Consider the following 24,748-nt stretch of genomic DNA (forward strand, 5'->3'; position numbering starts at 1 on the left):
ACTGACCTGCAGTCCGTGCCCCCGCCCCCGCTCAACGTCTGCGGAGGCTGGCTTCCGGCGACGCCGATGGGTTCTCGGGGCGCTCGTGCTGGGTTTCGGTGACCGGTGATGGGTTTTATCCCATCACGGTCACTGAAACCCATCACGGTCCGAGGTCGGCGGCGCTACTGCTCCGCGATGGCGTCGAGCACGTCGTCGGCGTAGCGCTCCAGCTTCGCCGCGCCGACGCCTGAGATCGCCGCGAGCTGCGCGTGCTGGCGCGGCTTCACCTCGGCGATGGCCGCGAGCGTCGCATCCGTGAACACGATGTACGCCGGCACGCCCTGCTCCTTCGCCGTCTCCGCCCGCCAGGCACGCAGCCGCTCGAACACCTCGCGCTGCGATTCGGTGAGGGCCGCGGCCGCCGCGCTGCCGCCGCCGGAGCGGCCCGAGTACTCGCCGCGCGAGCGTCGCCCGCTCGAGCCGGGCGCCTTCGGGGGCTCCTTGCGGAACATGAGCTGACGCTCGCCGCGCAGCACCGGGGCGGCCTCGCTGGTGAGCGCGAGCACGCCGTACTCGCCGCGCACCGCGAGCACGCCCGCCGCGAGCAGCTGGCGCACGACCCCGCGCCATTCCGTGTCGCCCAGGTCTTTGCCGATGCCGAACGTGGAGAGCTCGTCGTGCTTCCACTGCGTGACCTTGTCGGTGGTCTTCCCCGTGAGGATGTCGATGAGCTGGCCGGCGCCGAACGCCTGGCCGTTGCGCTCCCTGTCGAGCCGCAGCACCGTCGAGAGCAGCTTCTGCGCGGGAATCGTGCCGTCCCACGAGTCGGGAGGTGAGATGCACGTGTCGCAGTTGCCGCACGGCTCGCTCAGCTGCCCGAAGTAGGCGAGGAGCTGCACGCGGCGACACGTGACCGTCTCGCAGAGCGCGAGCATGGCGTCGAGGTGCTGGCTCTGCGCGCGCTTGCGCTGCGCGTCGCCATCGCCTTCGGCGATCATGCGCCGCTGCTGCACCACGTCTTGGAGCCCGTAGGCGAGCCACGCGGTCGAGGGGAGCCCGTCGCGTCCGGCTCGACCCGTCTCCTGGTAGTAGCCCTCGATGCTCTTCGGCAGGTCGAGGTGGGCGACGAAGCGCACATCGGGCTTGTCGATGCCCATGCCGAACGCGATCGTCGCGACCATGACGACCCCGTCCTCGCGCAGGAACTTCGACTGGTGCCTTGCCCGCGTCTCGGCGGGCATGCCGGCGTGGTAGCCGAGGGCATTCACGCCCTGCCCACGCAGCCACTCCGAGATGTTCTCGACCGACTTGCGGCTCAGGCAGTAGACGACGCCCGCATCGCCCGCGTGCTCCTCCTGGATGAGGCGCAGCAGTTGCGCCTTCGGGGTCTGCTTGGGGGAGACGCGGTACTGGATGTTGGGGCGGTCGAAGCTCGCGACGAACACCTTCGCGTCGTCGAGCGCTAGCCGCTCGACGATCTCCTGCCGCGTCTCGCTCGTCGCGGTCGCCGTCAGCGCGATGCGCGGAACCCCGGGCCACCGCTCGGCGATCATCGACAGGTTCAGGTAGTCGGGTCGGAAGTCGTGACCCCACTGCGCGACGCAGTGCGCCTCGTCGATGGCGAACAACGAGATGTTCGTTCGGCTGAGGAGGTCGGCTGCGACGGGCAGACGTTCCGGCGCCAGGTAGATGAGGTCGAGCTCGCCCGCCAGCAGCTGACGCTCGACGTCGCGGCGCTCGTCGATGGACTGCGTGGAGTTGAGGAAGGCCGCCCGCACGCCGAGCTGCTCGAGTGCCCCGACCTGGTCGTGCATGAGCGCGATGAGCGGCGAGATGACGACGCCGGTACCCTCGCGGACCAGCGCGGGCACCTGGTAGCAGAGGCTCTTCCCGCCGCCGGTCGGCATGAGCACGACGGCATCGTCGCCGGCGCACAGCCGCTCGATGATCTGCGCCTGGTCGCCGCGGAAGTCGTCGTAGCCGAAGACCTCCCTGAGCACCGTCTGCGCGCGCTGGAGCAGGGTCCCTGATGGAGCGGGGGCATCTGTCTCGTGCGTTGCGACCATGCAAGCAACCCTAGGCGCGACCTCGGACATCCGCTCGGTCATCCACAGGCGCGATCGGTCCATGCGCTCAGCAGCGAGCGATGACTCGGTGCTACCCCGCGGCGCGGATGCGGGACGCGGGCGGGTAGTACCGGAAGCCCGGGATGAAGAGCGGAGGCGGTTGGACGGCTGGCTGGCGCCGCGGCAGCGTGTGGCCGAAGGGATCTGCCTGCGCCGCCCGGTGCTGCTGCTCGGCCTGCCGCTGCGCCTCGGTGTTCGGCTGCGAGGCCAGCCGGTTCGGGGCGTCGCGGGTGCGCGCAGGACGCCGTGGACTGTTCACGCTCCACTCCCATCGCCGGTGGATCTGGGGTGCCGTGGCGCCCCAGTCGAGGTGGCCCCACGCTAGCGAGAATCGTCGCGCGGCACACCCGAGAGGACGGGGAGAACTCCCCGTCGCCGTTCGGTACTCGGCGGTGAGCGCTCCTCGCTGCTCGCGTCAGCCGCGCTCGACCGTGTGTCCGGCGCCCGCCCACTCCGACATGCCGCCGAGCACGTTGACGACCGGCTTGTCCTGCTGCTCGAGGTAGGCAGTGGCTCGCTCGCTGCGCACACCAGCCGCGCAGATCAGGTAGACCGGGCCGTCATCCGGCACCTCGTCTGCGCGCTCCACGAGTTCGCTGAGCGGCAGGTTGCTGGCCCAGGGGATGCGCACGGCCGAGAATTCGTCCGGCTCGCGGACGTCGATGACCGTGGCCTGCTCGCCGAGCGCCGCGAGCTGGGTGATGTCGATGGTCTGCACGAATGCTCCTCCTGAACTGGCTGATGCCCGACGGTGGCGCGGGCCGCTGCCCACGGTACTTGAGTCGTCTCGGTGGGACCTTCCGCCCCGTTCCAGCCCGATCGTGGCGGGTGCGCGATCCTCGGTATCGGGGACTTGGCAATTCGCCGAGGACGGGTGTATCTTCGCGAAAGGTAAGCCTTACCTGGCCTACCGCGCATGGACGCCTGGGCTATGGCTGGCCCTCACGCCCGCCAGCCCGTACCCTCCTCACGCCCAGGAACCCAACATGCTCGGCTCTCTGCTCATCGGACTCCGCGAAGGCCTCGAAGCGGCGCTTGTCGTCGGCATCCTCATCGCCTACGCAAGGCGCATCCAGCGCCCCGACATCGTGCGCCGCATCTGGCTCGGCGTCGCCTTCGCGGTCGTCGCGTCGCTCATCCTCGGCGCCGTCCTCACCTTCGGCGCCTACGGGCTCTCCTTCCAGGCGCAGGAGATCATCGGCGGCAGCCTCTCGCTCGTCGCCGTGGCCATGGTCACCTGGATGGTCTTCTGGATGCTCCGAGTCTCCAAGACCCTCAAGCACGAGCTGGAAGGGCAGGTCGACCGGCACCTCGGGGGCAGCGGGTGGGGCATCGTCGCCGTCGCCTTCGTCTCCGTCGCACGCGAGGGGCTCGAGACGGCGCTCTTCGTCTGGTCGACCACCCGCTCGGGCGACGGCTGGGTGCTCGGCTTCCTCGGCGCCATCGTCGGCCTGCTCCTCGCGGTCGGCCTCGCCTGGGGGCTCTTCCGCGGCGTCGTGCGCATCAACCTCTCGACGTTCTTCACGTGGACCGGCGCTATCCTCATCGTCTTCGCCGCCGGCATCGTCGCCTACGCCATCCACGACCTGCAGGAAGCCGCCGTCCTGCCCGGCCCCTTCATCGCGGCGCCGGAGGGCGCATCCGCCGCCGTGCAGGCCTGGTTCGGGGAGAACGCGTGGGCGTTCCGAATCCCGGAGGTCATCCCGCCGGACGGGCTCCTCGGGGCGCTCCTCAAGGGCACCATCGGCTTCACGCCCGAGATGACGAAGCTCGAGATCCTCGCCTACTTCGCCTACCTGATCCCGACAGCCGCGCTCTTCGTCATCCGCACGCGCTCCGGCCGCCGCCAGTCGACCCCCACATCACCTCAGCCCGCGGCGACCGCCGCACGCTGAGCACCGACCTCAGCACCCGCTTTCAGCACCCGCTCTCAGAAGGACAACCATGCACCTCAAGCCACTCACGGTCGGACTGCTCTCCGCCGTCACGCTCGTCTCCCTCACCGGCTGCGTGCCGAACGCGCCGGCCGACTCCGCCGCCTCGCTCGCCGTCTCGAGCACGGACACCGACTGCACGGTCTCCGGCGACTCCGCCGCCAGCGGCCCCATCACCTTCGAGGTCACCAACGACGGCGAACGCGTCACCGAGTTCTACCTGCTCGCCGACGACGGACTCCGCATCGTCGGCGAGGTCGAGAACATCGCGCCAGGCACGAGCCGCCAGCTCTCGGTCGTCGCGCAGCCAGGCAGCTACTTCACCGTGTGCAAGCCGGGCATGCTCGGGGCCGGCATCGGCCAGACCGCCTTCTCTGTCTCGGGCGAGGCAGTCGCGGTCGCCGCCGACGACCAGGCGGCCTACGACGAAGCCGTCACGAGCTACACCGCCTACCTGCGCAACCAGGTCGCCGAGCTCGTCCCCCTCGTGGATCAGTTCACCACCGCCTACAAGTCGGGCGACGACGAAGCCGCGCGCGAGCTCTTCGCAGCCGCGCGCGTGCCATACGAGCGCATCGAGCCGACCGCCGAGGCCTTCGGCGACCTCGACCCGAAGATCGACTACCGTGAGGTCGACGCCGTCGCCGAAGGCCTCGACTGGACCGGCTTCCACCGGATCGAGAAGGACCTCTGGCAGCCGCAGCCCGGCGCCAAGAACTCCGACGACACCGACGCGTTCCTCGACTGGGCGCCGTCGACCACGGCGGAGCGCGCGCAGTACGCGGACCAGCTCGTCGCCGACATCCAGCAGCTCGCGGACCTCGTGAACAGCGACGAGTTCTCGATCTCCATCGAGGACATCACGAACGGCGCGATCGGCCTGCTCGACGAGGTCGCGACCGGCAAGATCTCGGGTGAGGAGGACTGGTGGTCCGGCACCGACCTCAGCGACTTCAAGGCGAACGTCGAGGGCGCGGAGGTCGCGTTCGGCATCGTCGAGGACGTCGCCCGGTCGAAGGGCGAGGACGGCATCGCGATCGCCGACTCGATCAGCACCGAGTTCACCGCGCTCAACGATCTGCTCGCGAGCTACGGCAGCTACGAGGACGGCTTCACCAACTACCGCGACCTCACCCCCGAGCAGGTGAAGGAGCTGTCGACCCAGGTCGACGCGCTCGCCGAGCCGCTCTCGCAGCTCACGACCACCGTGCTCGGGCTGCCGGCATAGCGTTCCCAGCGCACCCGGCCAGCTTGCGTCAGCATCCGCCTGTGGTCACCCCGAACGCGGTGACCACCCGCGGACGGTCACGCAAGCTGGCCACTCTCATCAGAACAACCCAGGAGGGCTGCCCGTGAGCGCAGGCGAGACCCCGAACGAACACGACATCGAAGAACCCGCCCGCGGCCTGTCCCGCCGCGGTCTCCTCGGCCTCCTCGGCGCAGGCGCGGCCGGAATCGCCGCAGGTGGCGCCGGCGGCTTCGGGATCGCCGCGGCAACCGGTGCCAGTGCCACCTCCCACGCCGGCAGCGGAACCCAGTACCCCTTCAACGGCGAGCACCAGGCCGGCATCGTCACCCCGGCCCAGGACCGCATCCACTTCGCGACCTTCGACGTCCGCGAGGGAACGACGAGGGAGGACCTCGCGGAGCTGCTGCAGGACTGGAGCTACGCGTCGTCGCGACTCGTGCAGGGCCTCGACGTCTCCGCCTCCGGAGCCGTCGGAGGGTCGCCGCTCGCCCCACCCGACGACACCGGGGAGGCCCTCGGACTGCCGCCCTCGGCACTCACCATCACGTTCGGCTTCGGCCCGACGCTCTTCGTCGACGGCGACGGGGTCGACCGCTTCGGCCTGGCCAGCAAGCAGCCGGCGAAGCTCACGCAGCTCCCACGCTTCTCCGGAGACGCGCTCGACAGCGCGCTCTCGGGCGGCGACCTCTGCATCCAGGCCTGCGCCGACGACCCCCAGGTCGCGGTCCACGCGATCCGGAACCTCACTCGCATCGGCTTCGGCCGCGTCATCCTGCGCTGGTCGCAGCTGGGCTTCGGGCGCACCTCGTCGACCTCGACGAGCCAGGCCACACCTCGCAACCTCTTCGGCTTCAAGGACGGCACCGCGAACGTCAAGGCGGAAGAGACGAGCGCCACGACGGAGCACGTCTGGGTCGCGCCAGGCGACGGCGCCGACTGGCTGGCCGGCGGCTCCTACCTCGTGGCGAGGCGCATCCGCATGATGATCGAGTCCTGGGACCGGGTCCGGCTCGAGGAGCAGGAGCAGATCATCGGCCGCGACAAGCGCGCCGGGGCGCCGCTCAGCGGCGGCGAGGAGTTCGCCGAACCCGACTTCGCGGCCGAGAGCAGCACGACGTTCGGGCAGCCGGCGATCGACGCGAACTCCCACGTCGCGCTTGCGCACCCCACCAAGAACGCGGGAGCTCGGCTCCTGCGCCGCGGCTACAACTTCGTCGACGGCAACGATGAGCTCGGACGCCTCAACGCCGGCCTCTTCTTCCTGTCCTACCAGCGAGACCCGGAGCAGTTCATCCGCGTGCAGCAGTCGCTCAGCACCGACCTCCTCAACGAGTACATCAAGCACACCGGAAGCGGCATCTGGGCGATTCCCCCTGGCGCTCGCGAGGGCGGGTACGTCGGGGAGACGCTCTTCGGCTGACTCGATGGGTGGGCGAGCGGATGCGGCCCAGAACGTTGCGCGCCCGTTGCCGACCCCATACCCGGCGCTCAGGCGCCTCATAGCTCCTCCATAGATCAAGGAGGAGACTAGAGGCATGCCTCCCACCGATCAGTCGAGCTCGCGACTCGGCCCGATGCTCAAGGCGGCCGACGGGTCCGCCATCCGAGTGCTCGTCGTCGACGACGAGCCCTCGCTCACCGACCTCCTCAGGATGGCGTTGCGCTACGAGGGCTGGGAAGTGCGCACCGCCGCGGACGGGGCATCCGCGGTGAAGGTCGCCCGCGAGTTCAAGCCGCACGCTGCCGTGCTCGACATCATGCTTCCCGACACGGACGGGCTCTCGCTGCTGCACCGCATCCGCGCCGACGACGAGACGCTGCCCGTGCTGTTCCTGACCGCGAAGGACGCGCTCGCCGACCGACTCGCGGGGCTCACAGCCGGCGGCGACGACTACGTCACGAAGCCCTTCAGCTTGGAGGAGGTCATCGCGCGCGTGCGCGGCCTCGTCCGCCGCTCCATGCTCACGCAGGGCGGCGCCAACGACCCCGTGCTGCGCGTCGGCGACCTCAGCCTCGACGAGGAGAGCTACGAGGTGCGCCGCGGCGACGACCTCATCGAGCTCACGGCCACCGAGTTCGAGCTGCTGCGCTTCCTCATGCGCAACCCCCGCCGCGTGCTGTCGAAGGCGCAGATCCTCGACCACGTGTGGAGCTACGACTTCGGCGGGCGCGAGACCGTCGTCGAGCTGTACATCTCCTACCTGCGCAAGAAGGTCGACGCCGGCCGTGAGCCCATGATCAGCACGGTTCGCGGCGTCGGCTACATGCTCAAGGCCACGGAATGAGCGCGCCGGGAGGCGCATCCCCTGCAGCTCTGCCCCCGAATGCTCCACCGTCGGGCGTGGATGCAAGGCGCGAGCGTGCGCCGCTGACCCTCCGGCGTCGACTCGTCCTCGGACTCGTCGCGACGCTCGTCATCGTGACCGCCGTCATCGGCGCCGTGAGCGTGACGCTGCTGCACAACGTGCTCGTCGACCGGCTCGACCAGCAGCTCTCCTCCGCGAGCGACCGCGGGCGCGAAGGCGCGTCCGGTCCCGGCGACACGGGTGGACCCCTCTCCATCACCCCGAACGCGACGTTCGTGCTGAAGCTCCCCGGCCAGGCAGAGGGCACCGTCGGCGCGGTCATCGACGACGACACCGTCATCTCGGCGGGCGCCCTCAACAGTCTCGGCGAGGTCGTGCTGATCTCCCCGGCCACCGCCGAGGAACTTGCGAGCGTCCCACAGGATGGGCAGGCGCACACCGTCACCGTCCTCGGCATCGGCGAAGTCAGGGCGCAGGCGAGCGAAGGGCCGGCCGGATACGGCGTCGTCATCGCGCTCCCACTCGGCGACGTCAACGCGACGACGACGACGCTGAGCCTCATGATCGCCCTCATCGGACTCCTCGGCATGGGGCTCGCCGCGATCTTCACGTCGCGTTGGATCCGCGCATCCATGGCACCGCTCGAGCGGGTCGAGCATCTCGCGACCAGCATCTCGAAGCTGCCCCTCACCTCGGGCGACGCCGCCCTCGACGTACGGGTCGAACCGCGCGACGCGGACCCGCGCACCGAGGTCGGGCGCATGGGCCAGGCCTTCAACACGATGCTCGGGCACATCTCCCGCGCCTTCACCGCGAGGGAGGCGAGCGAAGCGAAGATGCGGCAGTTCGTGGCGGATGCGAGCCACGAGCTGCGCACCCCCCTCGCGTCCATCCGCGGCTACTCCGAGCTCACGCGCCGCAGCCGCGCAGACCTGCCGGAGGACACTGCTCGCGCGCTCGAGCGGATCGACTCGGAGTCCGTCCGCATGACCGCGCTCGTCGAGGAGCTCCTGCTGCTGGCCCGCCTCGATGAGGGTGTCGACGTCGAGCACGGGACGGTCGACCTGTCGCTCATCGCCCTCGAGGCGGTCGGCGACGCGCACGCTGCGTGGCCGAAGCATCGGTGGAACCTCGACATCCCAGGCGTCGCCATCGAGGTGACGGGAGTCGACGCGCAGCTGCGCCGAGTCGTCTCGAACCTCCTCGCCAACGCGAACGCGCACACCCCGGCGGGAACGAACGTCACCCTGACGCTCGGCGTCGAGGGCAGCAACGCCGTGCTCAGCGTCGTCGACGACGGGCCAGGCATCGACCCCGGCGTGCTCGAGCACCTCTTCGAGCGGTTCGTGCGCGGCGACGTGTCTCGCACGCGCGGCGAGACCGAGGCGAGCTCCATCCCGGTCACCCGCGGCACGGGCCTCGGCCTCTCGATCGTGAAGAGCGTGGTGGATGCGCACGGCGGCACGATCTCCGTCGACAGCCGCCCTGGCGAGACGCGCTTCACGGTGCGCCTGCCGCTCGCCGAGCCTCAGCCCTCGCGGGGCTGAGCCTCGCGCGAGGTCGAGCCCGCCCCGACGCCGAGCCCGCCCGCCATCCGCCCATCCGTCGTCAGATGGGGCGTTTTCACCCCATCGCGGCGTGCAACACGCGGCCAAAGTGACCTTTTCGTGGGTAGCTCCGCGCTGGGGTGCGGGCGCGGAGGTGCGCCGGGAGCGGATGCGCGCGGAGGACGCGGAGGTGCGCCGGGGACGGATGTGCGCGGGGAGGACGCGCGGGGGTCAGATGCGCGCGGGGATGATGCGGCTGCGGTGAGCGCCTGCTCAGGGCGACTCTGCCAGCTGGAATCCGCCTCCGGCGCTCGGGGTTCGCGCGTCGGCTCGCGAGCGCCGCGCATCCACGATGAGGTGAACCGCGGCCCAGCACGCGACGGCGACGGATGCGAGGGGCGCGATGAACGGCAGGCCTGGCACGCCGAGCCCCACGGTCAGGGCGAGCACAAGCGACCCGCCGACCGCGAGGATGGCGCTGACGGGCCTCGACGCGGGGATCAGCGCGGTGAGCGGGATGGTGGGTGCCGCGCCGATGCAGAGGGCCGCGAGCACCCAGAGCGGCTCTTGCGCCGGATGGCCTGCCCCCGCGAGCTGCGAGCCTGCCTCGAGCAGCAGCGCGGCCACGAGGAACGCACCGCCGACCAGCCAGCGCCTTCCGAACCGGCGGAAGAGCATCCACGCTCCGACGGCTGCGAGTGGAACCACGACGAGGCAGCCGAGGGCCAACCCGACGTTCATGGCGTGCGTCGTGTCGCGGAACGCCAGACTCCAGCTGCTGCCGCCGATGGCGAGCGCCGCGCAGAACGCTCCGGCCAGCGCCGTCAGGGCCGCGAGGACCAACAGGATCAGGAAGCGGGCTCGGCGCTGTCGGGCTCGGCCATGCACGGGGCGGTCTGGGCGAGCAGCGAGCTGCGACCTGCGGGCGCCGGCGGTCTCCCTGCTCACGTCGATCGCGCTCAGGACGAGCATGGTTCCCGCTGCGAGCGGCATGATCGACGGCATCATGCTCGTGATGAACAGGGCGACGAGGCAGCTTGAGGAGATGACTCCGGCAAGCATCCACGCCTCGAAAGCGGAACGATTCCGTCGCAGCAGGCCCCGGAAGACGACGCTCAGCGAAGCGATCCCGAGCGTGCCGGCAACCGCGAGCCAGAAGGAGGTGGAGTCTCCGAACCAGGTGCTCGTCGTTCCCGGCAGCAGGTTGTCATCCGCTTCCTCCCATCCGATCGACCAGCTCAGGCGCGCGCACGCGGCGGCCGCGGCGTGCAGCACCCAGAGCGCGAGTGCCGAGAGTGCGGCCGGGGCGGTGAGCTTGCCACCGTGGCGGCGGCCGAACATCATGACGGTCAGGAAGAGCAGCAGCAGGCCTGAGAACTCCTGGAACCCGGTGATGCCGAGGCGCAGCCAGGTCGGCTCCATGAGCGCGCTCACGAAGATGGTGGCCATCGGGATGAGGCTCACGATCAGCGCTGCGACCGCGACACCGAGCGTCGCCCCCGGTGTGCCCCGGGCGGCGAGGCCATGCACGCGGATCGACCAGGCGTCCGCGTGCGTCGGCTTCGTCTTGCCACGTTCGACGGCGTCCTCGAGGAGCACCGCGAGCAGGTAGTCGCCGTTCTCCTCCCGCCAGGCGCGCGGATACCAGCGAAGCAGGCGCTCGAACCTCGTGCTGAGGGGCGCGCTCACCAGGCGCGGCCGAGACGCAGGGCCGGGGAGGGGCGAACGGCCGGCGAGGGGCCACGCTTCAGCGCCGTCGCGGCGACCTGCGCGCGAGCCGCAAGAGCCTCGGTCTCCGCCACCAGGTCGTGGTGTCCCTGCGGGGTGAGCTCGTAAGAGCGGCGGGCGCGGCCATCCACGATCTCGTCGCCTGCCTTCTGGATGCGCTGCTCGCGTTCGAGGCGCTCGAGCGCCGCGTAGAGGGTGGTCGCGCGCAGCGTCGCGGTGCCGCCGCTGAGGCGTTCCACGTCGCGCATGATCGCGTAGCCGTGCTGACGCCCGGCGGCGAGGGCGGTGAGGATCCAGAACGTGGACTCGGTCATGGTTGCCATGCACAGGAATATACCCGCCATTGGACTATCTGGCCACGCGCCCACGCTCTCCGCCGCCCTTTCTCCGCCGCCCGCATCCACTTGCCCGCCCGCCATCCACCGGCATCGCGCGTCGTCGCCTCGCGTCGCCTCGCGTGCCTGGTCGCGCGTTGCGTCCCGGCCCCAGCCCGTGCACCTCATCCGCCGTGCGTCCTCCGCTCGCCCCTGCCCGCCGTGTGCTCGTTCCCCGCCGACAGATGGGTCGGTTCTGCCCCATGGAGGCGTGCAACACGCGGTTCAAGTGTCCTTTTTGCGGGCAATCGGCCGGCCGGGTCGGCGCGGAGGGCGCGAGGTCCGCGGGGCGGATGCGCGCTGACGCGGGTCGGGCGTGCGGGACGGAGGCACTCGGCGGGCTGGATGCCGCCGCCGCCCGTCCGTCGCTCGCCCGCTCTCCGTCGCCCGCCCGCGCACTCTCCGCCGCCAAATAGGTCGGTTTCACCCCGTGATGCCTCGCGACACGCGGTCAAGGTGTCCTTATTGCGGGCGAGTCGGCGCTGGGGTGGGACGCGGAGGGCGCGGGGCGGATGCGCGGACGCGGGGCTGATGGCCGCCGCCCGCCCGCTGCTGCCGCCCGCCGTCGCGGTCCGCCCGCCCGCCGCCAGATGGGTCAGTTTCGCCCCGTGGCGGCGCGCAACACGCGGTGAAAGTGACCTTTTCAGGGGTGGGTAGGCGAGGTCGCGCGGGCGGGTGGGGTCGCGGCGCGGGCGTGGATCCGCGGCGCGAGCCCGCGGCCCGGGCGCTACGCGACGACGGGAGGCCGGTCGGCGCGCTCCGGCGCATCCTGGAACGCGGCCTTCGGCACGAAGCAGAGGGCGATCGCGGCGGCGACGGCCGTGAGCCCACACACCGTCCACACCGTGAAGTACCCGGCAAGCGAACCGGCCGTCCCCTCGGCGGCTGGCGCATTCGCGAGCGTGCCGAGCAGGGCGATGCCGAACACGCACGACGCCATCGCGCCGCCCAGCGTCTTCACCGAGTTGGTGAGGCCCGTCGCGACGCCCGTCTGCGTCGCGGGTGCGGCCGCCGCGGCGGCCGATGGCAGCGCGGCGACGAGCGCCCCCGAGCCGATGCCGGCGATGACCATGTTGGTGACCGCCTGCAGGTAGCCGTCGTGGAACGGCAGGAACAGGAGGTAGCCCGTCGCGACGAGACCGCTCGCGCCGATGAGTGCGACGCGGGGTGCGAGCAGCTTCGTGACCTGCGAGTAGAGCAGCGCCCCCACGACCATCGAGAGCACGTAGGAGCCGATGAGGATCGACGTCTGGCCGGCGGATGCGCCGAGACCGTATCCGTACACGCTCGGGTCGGTGCGTGCGAACGTCGAGAGGGGTGCCTGCGCGCCGAGCACGCTCACGCCGAAGAGCCCCGCTGTGAGGAACACGGGCCAGAGCGCCGACGACCGGAACAGGCGCACGTCGATGAGGGGGTCTGGGCGTCCGAGCTCGACGCGCGCGAAGAGCGCGAGCCCGGCGAGGCCGAGCAGGACGACGAGCCACGAGGAGAGGTCGCCGGGGCCGGTGACGCGGAGCAGGCTGAGGCCGCCCGTGAACGAGAGGAGGGCGAGGCTGAGGAGCAGGAGGCCCGGGTAGTCGAGCTTGCCGCCGACCGGGCTGGGCGATTCCTTGACGCCGAAGAGGATCACGAAGAAGCAGAGGGCGACGGCGATCGCTGGGATCAGCAGGAGAACCTGCACCGGCAGCGACTCGGCGAGCGCTCCGGCGCTGAGCGCGCCCGCGATGGCACCGAGCTGCAGGGCGGCGACGAGCACGCCGGCGGAGGTTCGGGTGAGTCTGGCGGAGTTGGGGCGCTCGCGGGTCCGCGACCAGATGAGTGCGATCTCGAGGGGCAGCCAGATGACGTAGAAGCCCTGCAGCGCCCAGGCGACGAGGAACATCCAGAACTCCTGCGCGAAGACCAATCCGAACGAGGCGAGCGCCGTCACCGCGGTCGAGACGAGCAGCACCTTGCGCTGGCCGATCATGTCGCCGAGCTTCGCGAGCACCGGCACGACGAGCGCCGACAGCATGAGCTGCGCGCCCTCGAGCCAGTTGACGTCGGCGTCGTGGATGCCGAGGTGGCGCGCGATGTCGGTGAGCAGCGGGGTGTAGTAGCCCTGCAGGATCCCGCTCGTGAACTCCACGAAGGCCAGGAACCCGACGATGCCGGCGATGGAGGCGAAGCCGGTGGAGCGGAGACGGTGCACGGTGGTGCCTTTCCTCGAGGGGCTCTCGGTGTCGGGATGTCAGAGGGAGCGCAGCAGCGTCGTGTGGAACTTCACGCCGGCCTGGAGGCTCGCGATCGAGACGCGCTCGTCGACCCCGTGGATGGCGGCCCGCTGCGTCGCGTCCATGGCGAGCGGCGCGAAACGGTAGGTGGCGGGCGCGAAGCGCTGGAAGTGCTTCGCGTCGGTCGCGGCGAGCGTGATGTACGGGGCCGCGATGGCCTTCGGGTACGCGGCTCGCCCTGCGCCTTGCAGAAGGCGGAACTGCTGGCTGTCGGTCGGCGCGATCGTGGTGGGCTCGTTCGGGTCGGTGGTGCGGATGCGCACCTCCCGGTCCCGGATGGCGCGTCGCACGTGCCGTACGGTGCTGGCGACGCTCTCCCCGGGCGCGATGCGGCAGTTGAGAGTGGCGCTGGCGCTCGCGGGGAGCACGTTGTCGGCGGTGCCACCGCTGAGGCGTGTCGTCGCGAGGGTCGTCCGGACGAGCGCGGCGGCGTCACCGCCGAGGCGGGCGAGCGCGTGCGCTGCGAGCTGGGGTGCCCTGGTGAGGGTCTCGAGGATGACCTTGCCGGAGCCGTGCGCGTGCGGCGTGAACGTCGCGAACATCTCACGGGCCACCGGGTTCAGGCGGGCGGGGAACGGGCGTCGCTCGACGCGAGACACCGCCCTCGCGAGGCGCGCCGTCGGTGTCAGCCCGGAGGGTGCTGAGGCGTGCCCCGCGTCGCCGCTCGCCTCGAGGATGACGTTGACCGAGCCCTTCTCGCCGACTCCGATCATGGCGGCTGGCACGTCGATGAACGGCAGGGGAGCATCCACCACGGCACCGCCCTCGTCGAGCACGAGCCACGGTGTCAGGCGGCGCTCGCGGAAGAGTGCGGCGGCCGCGGTGGCGGCGCCGGAGTGCGTCTCCTCGTCGCCGCCGAACCAGAGGTACACGTCGCGCGGGGGCGTGTGGCCCTCTGCGAGCAGCGCCTCGACGGCCTCCATGATGACGCAGAGCGGCCCCTTGTCGTCGAGCGTTCCGCGGCCCCAGACGGAGCCGTCGGCGATGACGCCGTCGAACGGCGGATGCGTCCAGCCCTCGGCTTCGAAGGCGGGGACGACGTCGAAGTGCGCCATGAGGACAAGCGGGCCGGATGCCGTCGCGTCGAAGTCGCTGCTGCTGCCGTCGCCGCCGGGGCTCGCGCTGCCCGGCCAGCGGTAGAGCACGCCCCGTTCGGTCACGAGCTCGCGCTCGAGTTGGGCGTTCGCGAGCGGGTACAGCTCCTGCAGGAGCGCGAGGAACTCCGCGAACGGGGCGAGGGGGTCGGCGGCGGCGTCGGCGTCTTCGACGGTGCGCACGCGGACCATCCGGGAGAGGCGCGCGGCGATGCCGTCGACGCCCTCGTCGTCGAGGGGGTGGCGGTCCGGGCGGTGCGGATCGAGCATGTCGTCAGTGTAGGTCGCGCCCCGGCCGTCGCTGCGTGGCGGCGGTGGAGGGGGTGTCAGCTGCTGGGGCGGCGCGCTCCGGCGGTGTCGCGGTTCTCGACCTCGGCGAGCCAGGTGCCGAGGATGCGGGCGAGGGCCGCCCGGTCGTCTGCGCTCACGTCCCCGAGGAGCCGCTCCTCGTTCTCGAGGTGTCGTGTGTAGGCCGCGTCGATGAGCTCGAGCCCGCGCTCGGTGAGCTGCACGACCCGGCCCCGGCCATCCGCATCGCTCACCCTTCTCGTGACGAGGCCCGCGCCTTCGAGCCGGTCGACGCGCTTCGTCATGGCGCCTGTCGTGACCATGGTCGACGCGGCGAGCTCGCTCGGGGTGCGCTCGAAGGGGGCGCCGGCTCGTCGCAGGGTCGCGAGCACGTCGAAGTCGCCTTCGCCGAGTCCGTACTCGCGGTAGACGCGTGTGAGCTCTTCCGTGAGGTGGATGCCGATGCGGTGGATGCGGCCGATGACGCCCATGGGGGAGGCATCGAGGTCGGGGCGCTCGCGCTCCCACTCGGCCAGGATCTGGGTGACGCGGTCGTCGGGTGCTCGCATGTTGCCAGCATACCTTCCGTGGAAGCTAGAGTGTCTTCCATGGAAGCTAAATGGCGCTGGATGCTCATCACCGCGATCGCACCGATCGCCTGGGGGAGCAACTACACCGTGATCGGGGCGTTCCTGCCCGCCGACTCGCCGCTCTGGGGCGCCGTGCTCCGGGCGCTCCCAGCGGGGCTGGTGCTCCTGCTCGTCGGCAGGAAGCTGCCCGAAGGGGCATGGTGGTGGCGCGCGCTGGTGCTCGGCACCATCAACATGAGCGCGTTCTTCGCGCTCGTGTACGTCGCCTCCCAGCTGCTGCCGTCGAGCATCGCCTCGATGATCATGGCGGTCTCGCCCATCGTGATGATGCTGTTCGCCGCGTCGATGCTCGGTGAACGGCTGCGAGCGCTCCCCGTCGCCGGCGCCGCGGTGGGGCTCCTCGGGGTCGTGCTCATGCTCGCGGCCGGGTCGACCGCCATCGACTGGCGGGGTGTGCTCGCCTCCGTCGCGGCAATGGCGCTCGCCTCATTCGGCTTCGTGCTCGTCAAGCGGTGGGGGAGCGACGTCAGCCTCCTGCCCCTGACCGCCTGGCAGCTGGTGGGTGGTGGCCTCGTGCTGCTGCCCGTCGCGCTGCTTGTCGAAGGGCCCCTGCCCAGCTATGACGGACCCGCGATCGCCGCGCTCGCGTACGTCGGACTCTTCTCGACGGCACTCGCCTACCTCGCCTGGTTCGGCGGGCTCAAGAACCTGCCGGCGGGCACGACGGGGCTCATCGGCCTCCTCAATCCCGTGACGGGGGTCGTGCTCGGAACGCTCCTGGCGGGCGAGGTGCTTGAGGGTCAGCAGGCCATCGGGATGGGGCTCGTGCTCCTCGGGATCCTGCTCGGCCAGCCGATCATCCCGCCGCTGGTCCGGGGCGTTCGGCGCAGGTGGGGCCGCCGGAGCGCGAGAGCGACGGGGCGCGAACGTCGACGAGCACCTTCATGGCCCGGCCGCTCTCGAGCGTCGCGAAGGCGTTCGCCGTCTCGCGCAGGGGCACCGTCTCGGTGATGAGCGCGTCGGCGGGGATGACGCCGCGTGCGAGCAGCGACGCGGCCCGCTCGAAGTCCTCGCGCTCGTAGACTCGCGCCCCGACGATGGTGAGCTCGCGCCAGAACACGCGGTGCAGGTCGATGGGGCGCGGCTGCGGGTGGATGGCGACGATCACGAGCGTGCCCCGCACCTTCACGAAGCTCGTCGCGGTCAGCACTGCCGCCGCGGATCCGGAGACCTCGAACACCACGTCGGCGCCGGCCCCGCCGGTCCAGGTCTCGATGGCGTCGGCGGCGTCGGGGGAGGTGGGGTCCGCGACCTCGATGCCGAGCGCCTCCGCGGCAGCCCGACGCTGGGGGTCGAGTTCGAAGAGCCGGACCTCCGCTCCCGCCTCGCGTGCGACGGTGGCGATGAGCACCCCGATGGGGCCCCCGCCGATGATGAGGGCCTTGTCGCCCGCCGTGAGGCCAGAGCGCCGGACGTCGTGCGCGGCGACGGCGACGGGCTCGACGAGCGCAGCGTGCGCAAGCGACATGCCCTCGGGCAGCCTGACGAGGGTGGATGCCGGCACGTTCCAGTACTCCTGCAGTGCGCCCGTCGAGTCGATGCCGATGAAGTCGAGGTTCTGGCAGATGTGGCTGTGGCCCGCGAGGCAGGCGGGGCACGTGCCGTCCCAGGCGAGCGGCATGACGGTCACGGCATCGCCGTCGGCCCAGCCATCGACGCCGGGCCCGACGGCGGCGATCGTGCCGCTCATCTCGTGGCCGATGATGCCGCTGTGGGTGATGCGCTGATCCATCGCGCCGTGCAGAATATGGAGGTCGGTTCCGCAGATCCCGACGTAGGCCACGGCGATCTGCACTTCTCCCTCGCCGGGTGGCACGCTCGTGCTCGTGCGGATCTCGATGGTCTTCTGGCCGACGTAATGTGCTGACAGCATCGTTGCTCTCCCGGTCGAGTCTTCAATAGGTGATACATAGTACCAATTGTTGGCAGCGCTACCAGGATCCCTTGCTCTAACGTCAGACGTATGATGTAATCGCATCAGCCCCGACCTGCGGGCAGCAGTCGTCAACGACGTCGACCAGAAAAGGACGCACAATGTTGCAAGATTCGTCCCAGAAGCGCCGCAGCAGGCGCATCGCCACCATCGCGGCAGCTGCTGCCTCAGCTCTCCTGCTCGCCGGATGCTCCGGGGGAGCCGGCGGCGAAGTCAACAGCGAGTACGGCTTCGCGACTGCAGAGCAGGTCGCTGACAGTCCCATCATGGTCTGGGTCGACGCGGCCCGCGAGCCGGCCATCGCCGCCTTCAAGGAAGCCAACCCCGACGTCCCGATCGAGTACGAGGTCTACGACGGCAACGCCGGCGGCAGCGGCACCTTCCAAACCCGCATCGCCCTCATGGACCAGGCCGGCGAGGGCTGGCCCGACGTGGTGTTCTCCACCCAGCAGAACGATGCCTCGTGGGCCTCGCAGCCCGCGCCGGGTGGCGGGCAGGGCTTCGCGGCTCCCCTCAACCAGGGCTTCTTCGACCAGGAGTTCCTCGACGGCTTCTCCGCAGGCGCCCTCGACCCCTCCACGATCGATGACACCGTCTACGGGCTCCGCAACGACCTCGCGCAGGTCGTCACCTACTACAACCAGCCGCTGCTCGACCAGTTCGGCTACGAGGTGCCCACCACGTGGGAGGAGTACGGAGAGCTCGGCGACAAGCTCGCGGCAGAGCACCCCGGCTACATCCTCGGCAGCGTCGGCGACGCCTTCATGCCCTACGTCTACTACCAGGGCACGCAGTCACCCGTCTTCCAGACCGAAGGCGACACCTTCGTCGCCGACATGGAGGCCTCGAACTCCGTCGAGATCAGCAAGATCCTCGACAAGATGATCGCCAACGGCACGATCGTTCAGGACAGCGTCTTCAGCGCCGAGTTCACGTCCAAGTACGCCGACAAGGTCGTCGTCATGCCCGGGCCGGTCTGGTACACGGGCGCCGTCTTCCAGAGCGCCCTTCAGGTCCCGGAAGGTCAGCTCGGCGTGGCAGCTCCCCTCGCCTGGGAGGGCGAGGAGATCGCCACCGGCAACGTCGGCGGCGGCATCTGGTACGCCTCGAGCCACACGCAGAACCTCGAATCGGTCAAGACGTTCCTCGAGTTCGCGGTGAGCGCCCCCGAGTTCCAGGTCGAGCTCTCGAGCGGCTACCCCGCCTACTCCTCCGCCGCGGAGGGATGGCTCGGCAAGCTCGCCGAGACCAACTACTTCATCGACGGCTTCGAGCAGCAGATGATCGACGCCGGCGGCAGCATCTGGAGCGGCTGGGCATCCGCGCGATTCAGTCCGGAGACCGCCTGGGCGACCACCGTCATGCCGGCGATCGCAGACGGCAAGACCATCGAGTCGGTCCTCCCGGACTGGCAGACCGAAGTGCTCAACGAAGCACAGGTGAACGGGTACACGGCCGCCGAATGACCTCCACCCAGGCTGCACCCGCGGTCGGCGCCGCTCTCCTGAGCGACGCCGACCCGGCGGGGCCGAAAAAACCACGCACGGCGAAGCGCAAGCGCGCCGCCAACCCGCTCGCGAACGAGACCCGCTTCGGCTACGTCTTCATCAGCGGCTACGTCCTGCTCCTCCTCGCCTTCGGGATCATCCCGACCCTCTACGCGGTCTTCCTGTCCATCACCAAGGACGGCGTCTTCGTCGGAATCGACAACTTCGTGCGGGTCTTCGGCGACTACCGATTCCTGCCCGCCGTCGGCCACGTCACGCTCTACATCGTGTTCTGGCTCATCAGCCTCATCATCCTCGTGACGTTCCTGGCGATCATCGTGCACTCGATCCGCGCCAAGTGGCTGAGCGTGAGCATCCGCTTCCTGTACTACATCCCAGGAGCCATCGCAGGAGCGTCGAGCGTCATGCTCTGGCTGTTCCTGCTCGACCCGACCGTCAGCCCCGTCGCCGGCCTGCTGCGCGCGATGGGCTACGACTCGCTCATCCGCACCGTCTCCATCGACAACCTGCCCATCGTCTTCACGGTCATCGCGTTCTGGACCGGCGCTGGCAGCTGGATCGTCATCATGTACGGCGCCCTCAACAACATCAGCAACGAGGTCATCGAAGCCGCCAGGGTCGACGGAGCCAACCCGCTCCAGGTCGCCCTCTACATCCAGCTGCCCATGATGACCAAGTGGATCTCCTACATGGGCATCATGTCGCTCGCCGCGGGAACGCAGCTCTTCGTCGAGCCGCGAGTGCTCTCGCAGGCCAGCCGCGGCGTCGTGCCAGAGGACTACTCGCTCAACCAGCTCGCGTACCTCTACGCGTTCAAGCAGGGCGACTTCTCCGGCTCGGCCGCCATCTCCATCACGCTGCTCGTCGTCGCCCTCGCGCTCTCGACGGTCTTCATCCTCAAGGGAAAGCTGTTCGAACGTGACTGACACCGTGCACACCAGGAACGTCGAGCACCAGGACACGGCGCATCCCGTCACCAAGGCGCTCGCCCGCAAGCTGACGCCGGGCGAGTGGATCATGCGCGTCGTGCTCGGCGCCGTCATCGCCTCGTTCGTCGTGTTCTTCCTGCTGCCCATCGTGTGGCTGCTGCTCGCGGGCACCAAGGATGCGCGTTCGCTGCTGCTCGAGAACCCCATGTCGTTCGGCTCGTTCGAGCAGCTGGCCGCGAACTGGGAGCAGCTCTTCAGGTTCCAGAACGGCATCTTCCTCACGTGGATCGGCAACTCGGCCCTGTACTCGTTCGGCGCGCTCGTGATCACGCTCATCGTGAGCGTTCCCGCCGGCTACGCGCTCGCGCTCGGCAACTTCCCTGGCCGCAAGGCGCTGCTGCTCGTGACGCTCATCGTCATGCTCATCCCCAACACGGCACTGGTGCTGCCGATCTTCCTCGAGCTGAGCGCGGTGAAGCTCATCGGGTCGCCGCTCGCCGTGATCCTGCCCTTCTCGTTCTTCCCCTTCGGCGTGTACCTGACCTACATCTACTTCTCGACGGCCGTCTCGCGTGACCTGCTGGATGCGGCGCGCATCGACGGTGCGAGCGAGCTGCGGGTCTTCGCGCAGGTCGCGATGCCGCTCGCGGCGCCCGTCATCGCCCTGGTCGGGTTCTTCAGCTTCACGGGCAACTGGAACAACTACTTCCTGCCGTTCCTCATGGTCGGCGGCAAGAACGTGCCGGTGCAGGTCGGCCTCGCCAACCTGCTCTCGAACGTGCCCCAGTTCAACCCCACGACGGCCACGAGCATCGTCATCGAGCTGCCGACGCTGGCCCTCGCGACGCTGCTCTCGGTTGCGCCGATCGTCATCATCTTCCTGTTCTCGCAGCGCTTCCTCGTCTCCGGGATGACCGCGGGCGGCACGAAGGGATGAACGGCGAGACGCTCTCCGCAGTGGATGCGGGTCCCGGCGGCGGCGGAGTCCGCGAGCTCGCGGCGCGCATCCCCGTCGACACGCACGTGCACCTCTGGGACCGCTCGCTTGTGCCGCAGACCTGGATCGACCCTGACTCGATGTCGGCCATCGACCGGGACTTCTCGGGCGACCACCTGTCGGAGCAGCTGCGCGAGGCGGGCATCTCGCGCGCCGTGGTCGTGCAGTCCGACCGCGCCCTCATCGAGAACGACTACCTCTTCGACGAGGCTCAGCGCACCCCGGAGCTCGCCGGAGTCGTGGGCTGGGTTGACCTGCGGGCCGGAGCTGCGGGCGTGCGCATCCAGCTGGATGCGCTCAGCGGGCACGCGGGCTCGTCGAAGCTGGTCGGCATCCGCCACCCCGTGCACATCGACGAGGACGAGCGCTGGCTCTCGCGCGACGACGTCGCCGACGGTCTCGCCGAGCTGGGCGCGCGGTCGCTCGCGTTCGACCTCGTGATCCGGCCGTGGCAGCTCGAGCAGGCGGCCCGGCTCGCTGCGCGCGTGCCTGACACGAGCTTCGTGCTCGACCACCTCGGCAAGCCGCCCCTGTCGACGGGGCAGCTCGACGCCTGGAACGCGGGCCTGCGGCAGCTCGCGGCGCTGCCGAACGTCGCCGCCAAGGTCTCCGGCCTCACGATCGAGGACGACTGGGGCGACTGGTCGCAGGAGGCGCTCGAGCGCGCGATCGACCCCGCGCTCGAGCTGTTCGGACCGTCCCGCCTCATGTTCGGCTCCGACTGGCCGCTCGTGCGCCTCACGCGTGGTGGCTACCGGGGCTGGATCGACGCGTATCGATCCGCCACGTCCGCCCTCAGCGCCGACGAGCAGCGGCAGATCGACGCCGGCACCGCCGAGCGTGTCTACGGAATGAGCGGGGTGGCGTCGTGAGCGCCGCCGACGGCTCTGCCGGGATCGGGGTCGGACCTCTGGAGTCCGCAGCCGCCCCCGCCGACTCGCGAGCAAACGGCGGAGGCCTCGAACGGCGACGCCTCGGCGAGACCGACGTGCGCGTGAGCCGCATCGGCTTCGGCGCCGCCTCCCTCGGCAACCTCTACCGCGAGACGGGTGACGAGGAAGCGGCAGGAGCAGTCACGGCGGCGTGGGAAGCGGGCATCCGCTTCTTCGACACGGCACCGCACTACGGGCTCGGGCTCTCGGAGCGGCGCCTCGGCGCGGCCCTCGCGGCCTACCCGCGCGAAGAGCTCGTCATCTCGACGAAGGTCGGCCGCCTGCTGGTGCCCAACCCGAACCCGACGGGCGTCGATGACGGGTTCGTCGTGCCCGACGACCTCACACGTGCCTGGGACTTCAGCCGAGACGGCGTGCTCCAGAGCCTCGAGGGCAGCCTCGAACGGCTCGGCACCGACCGCGTCGACATCGTCTTCGTGCACGACCCCGACGCGTTCAGCGAAGGCGCCGCTCGCGAAGCGCTCGTGACGCTCCGCGAGCTGCGCGACGAAGGCGTCGTGGGTGCCATCGGCGTCGGCACCAACGAGACCCACCAGCTCGGCGAGCTCTTCGACGAGCGCCTCATCGACGTCGCCATGCTCGCCGGCCGCTACACGCTCCTCGAGCAGCCAGGCCTCGACGCCGTCCTCGAACCCGCCAGGCGCTCCGGCGCCTCCGTCATCGCGGTCGGCGTCTACAACTCGGGCCTCCTCTCGACCCCACGCCCAGGACCGGACGCCGTCTACAACTACCTGCCGGCCCCGCCGGAGGTGCTCGAGCGGGTGCACCGCATCGCCGAGCTCTGCGAGCGGCACGGCGTCACGCTCCCGGATGCGGCACTCGCGTTCCCTCTGCAGCACCCCGCCGTCGCCGGCATCGCCCTCGGCATGCGCAACGAGGCCCAGGTGCACGACAACCTCAGACGCGCATCCGTCGCCGTGCCGGACGAACTCTGGCGCGACCTCGCCGACCACAGGCTCATCGACCCGAGAAGCTTCACCACCGACCACCAGGAGGACCCCAAGTGAGATTCGTTCAGCGCCGTGACGGCAACCGAGTCGTGCCAGGCATCGTCGACGGCGACCACGTCTACGACCTCGCCGGCGTCGACCGGGTCGACGGCGCGCTCCTCGCCCGCTCCGACGACGAGCTCGGCGAACTCGAAGCGGCCGCCCTCGGCACCGTCGGCCGTGAGCTCGAGGGCCTCGATCTCGCGGCCCCCATCGCGCGCCCCGGGAAGATCGTCTGCATCGGCCTCAACTACCGCGACCACGCCGAAGAGACCGGCGCCGCCATCCCAGAGGAACCCGTCATCTTCATGAAGGACCCGTCGACGATCGTCGGCCCCTTCGACGCCGTGCGCATCCCCCGCACCTCCGTCAAGACCGACTGGGAAGTGGAGCTCGGCATCGTCATCGCCCGAGAGGCCCGCTACCTCGCCTCGCCGGACGACGCCGCCGCCGTCATCGGCGGCTACGTGCTCTCCCACGACGTCAGCGAGCGCGAGTTCCAGCTCGAACGCGGCGGCCAGTGGGACAAGGGCAAGAGCTGCGAGACCTTCAACCCCCTCGGCCCGTGGGTCGCGACGCCGGACGAGATCGCCGATGTGCAGTCCCTCGGCCTCCGCCTCAGCGTCAACGGCGTCCCGCGGCAGAACGGCACGACCGCCGACCAGGTCTTCGACGTCAACCACGTCGTCTGGTACCTCAGCCAGTTCATGGTGCTGCAGCCGGGCGACCTCATCAACACGGGCACTCCCGCCGGTGTCGCCCTCGGCATCGGGGGCAACCCCTACCTGCGCGACGGTGACGTCGTCGAGCTGTCCATCGACGGCCTCGGCACCGCCCGCCAGCGCTTCGAGGACGCCTCGTGATCGCGTCCGCGTCCGCGTCGGCGTCGGCGTCTGCGTCCGCGGTCCCCGGCGCTGTCGTCACGAGCCGTCTGCGGATGGGTTTCGCGCTTCGGGATGGCTTGCACGCCATCCCGAAGCGCGGAAGCCATCCGCAAACAGCGGGATGCTCGGAGGCAGCGGGATGCTCGTCGCGCGCGGGGGTGGCGGCGTGAGCGGCGGCGACAGCAGGAGCAGCGGCGGGACCGACCGCGACGGAGAATTCGGCGGGAGGGTCGCGATCGTCACGGGCGGCGCATCCGGGATCGGTGCCGCCGTCGCGGAGGAGCTGCTGGCTCGCGGCGCGCAGCTCGCCGTGTTCGACCTCAACGGGGCCTCGGTCGCAGGGCCCGCACTCGGCGTGAGCGTCGACGTGTCCGACCGGGCCTCGGTGGATGCCGGGGTCGCGGCCGTGCTCGACCGCTTCGGGCGACTCGACGTCGTCGTGAACTGCGCGGGCATCGGCGCCTTCGGCACGGTCGAGGACTCGAGCGACGACGACTGGGCGCGCGTGCTCGACGTCAACGTTCGGGGCGTCGCCCGCTTGTGTGCGGCAGCGATGCCGGCGTTGCGCGAGTCGGACGCGGCGGCCATCGTGAACCTCACCTCGATCGCCGCGACGACGGGAATCCAGCAGCGCGCGCTGTACTCGGCGACGAAGGGCGCCGTTCACGCGCTGACGCTCGCGATGGCGGCCGACCACGTGCACGACGGCATCCGCGTCAACGCCGTCTCGCCGGGCACGACCGACACGCCCTGGGTGCAGCGGATGGTCGCGAACGTCGCCGATCCGGAAGCGGAACGCGCCGCCATGAACGCCCGCCAGCCGACGGGCAGGCTCGTCACGCCGGCCGAGGTGGCAGGGGCGGTCGCGTACCTCGCGTCGCCGCTCTCCGCGTCGACGACGGGCAGCGTCCTGTCGGTCGACGGGGGCTTCGGCGGGCTCCGAGTGAGACCCGTGCAGGCGTGACTCGGACGGTGCGTCCGGTGAGGCGCATTCGGTGAGGCGC

21 protein-coding genes and 1 pseudogene are annotated in these 24,748 nt (G+C 70.4%); 13 read left to right on the forward strand and 9 right to left on the reverse strand.

Going from position 1 to position 24,748, the window contains the following annotated elements:
* Positions 1–164 precede the first annotated feature (164 nt).
* The 3 genes from recQ to C5E05_RS16770 all read right to left on the reverse strand — a co-directional run bounded on the left by recQ (position 165) and on the right by C5E05_RS16770 (position 2,826).
* Positions 165–2,078: a DNA helicase RecQ gene (recQ, locus tag C5E05_RS16760; RefSeq protein ID WP_104298271.1), complete on the reverse strand. Its 1,914-nt coding sequence runs from the start codon at positions 2,076–2,078 to the stop codon at positions 165–167.
* Between the two features lie 61 nt (positions 2,079–2,139).
* Positions 2,140–2,367 carry a hypothetical protein gene (locus C5E05_RS16765; RefSeq protein ID WP_104342558.1) on the reverse strand — a complete coding sequence of 76 codons (228 nt, stop codon included), beginning with the start codon at positions 2,365–2,367 and terminating at the stop codon, positions 2,140–2,142.
* 156 nt (positions 2,368–2,523) lie between these two features.
* Entirely contained in the window at positions 2,524–2,826 is a 303-nt protein-coding gene (locus C5E05_RS16770; protein ID WP_104342559.1) for a rhodanese-like domain-containing protein, read from the reverse strand.
* Between the two features lie 268 nt (positions 2,827–3,094).
* On the opposite strand from C5E05_RS16770, the gene efeU reads away from it, so the two are divergent.
* From efeU to C5E05_RS16795, 5 genes are all read left to right on the forward strand, one after another.
* Positions 3,095–4,003 (forward strand): iron uptake transporter permease EfeU, encoded by a 909-nt coding sequence (gene efeU / locus C5E05_RS16775; RefSeq protein ID WP_104307766.1) that lies wholly within the window; start codon positions 3,095–3,097, stop codon positions 4,001–4,003.
* A gap of 49 nt (positions 4,004–4,052) precedes the next feature.
* Positions 4,053–5,270 (forward strand): iron uptake system protein EfeO, encoded by a 1,218-nt coding sequence (gene efeO / locus C5E05_RS16780; protein ID WP_104240219.1) that lies wholly within the window; start codon positions 4,053–4,055, stop codon positions 5,268–5,270.
* A gap of 124 nt (positions 5,271–5,394) precedes the next feature.
* Positions 5,395–6,711, forward strand: coding sequence for an iron uptake transporter deferrochelatase/peroxidase subunit (gene efeB, locus C5E05_RS16785; RefSeq protein WP_104342560.1), 1,317 nt, complete (start codon positions 5,395–5,397; stop codon positions 6,709–6,711).
* A 115-nt stretch (positions 6,712–6,826) separates the two neighbouring features.
* Complete coding sequence (locus C5E05_RS16790; protein WP_104240221.1) at positions 6,827–7,576, forward strand: response regulator transcription factor; 750 nt, start codon at positions 6,827–6,829, stop codon at positions 7,574–7,576.
* A 56-nt stretch (positions 7,577–7,632) separates the two neighbouring features.
* Positions 7,633–9,144 (forward strand): cell wall metabolism sensor histidine kinase WalK, encoded by a 1,512-nt coding sequence (locus C5E05_RS16795; RefSeq protein ID WP_181057703.1) that lies wholly within the window; start codon positions 7,633–7,635, stop codon positions 9,142–9,144.
* A 273-nt stretch (positions 9,145–9,417) separates the two neighbouring features.
* Here the strand turns inward: C5E05_RS16795 and C5E05_RS16800 are convergent, their stop codons facing one another.
* The 5 genes from C5E05_RS16800 to C5E05_RS16820 form a co-directional block, all read right to left on the reverse strand.
* On the reverse strand, positions 9,418–10,833 hold the full coding sequence (locus C5E05_RS16800) for a hypothetical protein (protein ID WP_104342561.1): 1,416 nt from the start codon (positions 10,831–10,833) through the stop codon (positions 9,418–9,420).
* Positions 10,830–11,195 carry a PadR family transcriptional regulator gene (locus tag C5E05_RS16805; protein WP_104298163.1) on the reverse strand — a complete coding sequence of 122 codons (366 nt, stop codon included), beginning with the start codon at positions 11,193–11,195 and terminating at the stop codon, positions 10,830–10,832. The genes C5E05_RS16800 and C5E05_RS16805 overlap by 4 nt, the downstream gene beginning before the upstream one ends.
* 778 nt (positions 11,196–11,973) lie before the next feature.
* Positions 11,974–13,437, reverse strand: coding sequence for an MFS transporter (locus C5E05_RS16810; RefSeq protein WP_104342562.1), 1,464 nt, complete (start codon positions 13,435–13,437; stop codon positions 11,974–11,976).
* 39 nt (positions 13,438–13,476) lie between these two features.
* Positions 13,477–14,883, reverse strand: coding sequence for a M20/M25/M40 family metallo-hydrolase (locus tag C5E05_RS16815; RefSeq protein ID WP_104342563.1), 1,407 nt, complete (start codon positions 14,881–14,883; stop codon positions 13,477–13,479).
* A 56-nt stretch (positions 14,884–14,939) separates the two neighbouring features.
* Positions 14,940–15,470: a MarR family winged helix-turn-helix transcriptional regulator gene (locus tag C5E05_RS16820; RefSeq protein WP_104342564.1), complete on the reverse strand. Its 531-nt coding sequence runs from the start codon at positions 15,468–15,470 to the stop codon at positions 14,940–14,942.
* Positions 15,471–15,509: 39 nt separating this feature from the next.
* Between C5E05_RS16820 and C5E05_RS20605 the strand changes: the two genes are divergently transcribed.
* On the forward strand, positions 15,510–16,502 hold the full coding sequence (locus tag C5E05_RS20605) for a DMT family transporter (RefSeq protein WP_104342565.1): 993 nt from the start codon (positions 15,510–15,512) through the stop codon (positions 16,500–16,502).
* On the opposite strand, the pseudogene C5E05_RS16830 reads toward C5E05_RS20605, so the two are convergent.
* Positions 16,483–17,529, reverse strand: a pseudogene (locus tag C5E05_RS16830) (zinc-binding dehydrogenase); the annotation flags it as partial. The gene C5E05_RS20605 and the pseudogene C5E05_RS16830 overlap by 20 nt on opposite strands.
* A 56-nt stretch (positions 17,530–17,585) precedes the next feature.
* On the opposite strand from C5E05_RS16830, the gene C5E05_RS16835 reads away from it, so the two are divergent.
* The 7 genes from C5E05_RS16835 to C5E05_RS16865 all read left to right on the forward strand — a co-directional run bounded on the left by C5E05_RS16835 (position 17,586) and on the right by C5E05_RS16865 (position 24,708).
* On the forward strand, positions 17,586–18,950 hold the full coding sequence (locus tag C5E05_RS16835; RefSeq protein ID WP_104244893.1) for an ABC transporter substrate-binding protein: 1,365 nt from the start codon (positions 17,586–17,588) through the stop codon (positions 18,948–18,950).
* Positions 18,947–19,918 (forward strand): carbohydrate ABC transporter permease, encoded by a 972-nt coding sequence (locus tag C5E05_RS16840; RefSeq protein ID WP_228496640.1) that lies wholly within the window; start codon positions 18,947–18,949, stop codon positions 19,916–19,918. Before C5E05_RS16835 ends, C5E05_RS16840 begins: the two co-directional genes overlap by 4 nt.
* Positions 19,911–20,858 (forward strand): carbohydrate ABC transporter permease, encoded by a 948-nt coding sequence (locus tag C5E05_RS16845; RefSeq protein ID WP_258064905.1) that lies wholly within the window; start codon positions 19,911–19,913, stop codon positions 20,856–20,858. Before C5E05_RS16840 ends, C5E05_RS16845 begins: the two co-directional genes overlap by 8 nt.
* Positions 20,855–21,790: an amidohydrolase gene (locus C5E05_RS16850; protein WP_104244895.1), complete on the forward strand. Its 936-nt coding sequence runs from the start codon at positions 20,855–20,857 to the stop codon at positions 21,788–21,790. Before C5E05_RS16845 ends, C5E05_RS16850 begins: the two co-directional genes overlap by 4 nt.
* Entirely contained in the window at positions 21,787–22,878 is a 1,092-nt protein-coding gene (locus tag C5E05_RS16855) for an aldo/keto reductase (RefSeq protein WP_258064906.1), read from the forward strand. The genes C5E05_RS16850 and C5E05_RS16855 overlap by 4 nt, the downstream gene beginning before the upstream one ends.
* Positions 22,875–23,723, forward strand: a complete 849-nt coding sequence (locus tag C5E05_RS16860; RefSeq protein WP_104342567.1) for a fumarylacetoacetate hydrolase family protein — start codon at positions 22,875–22,877, stop codon at positions 23,721–23,723. The genes C5E05_RS16855 and C5E05_RS16860 overlap by 4 nt, the downstream gene beginning before the upstream one ends.
* A gap of 160 nt (positions 23,724–23,883) precedes the next feature.
* Complete coding sequence (locus C5E05_RS16865) at positions 23,884–24,708, forward strand: SDR family NAD(P)-dependent oxidoreductase (RefSeq protein WP_104342584.1); 825 nt, start codon at positions 23,884–23,886, stop codon at positions 24,706–24,708.
* Positions 24,709–24,748: the final 40 nt, after the last annotated feature.

The organism is Pseudoclavibacter sp. AY1H1 (assembly GCF_002931055.1).
Taxonomy (GTDB): Bacteria; Actinomycetota; Actinomycetes; order Actinomycetales; family Microbacteriaceae; genus Pseudoclavibacter.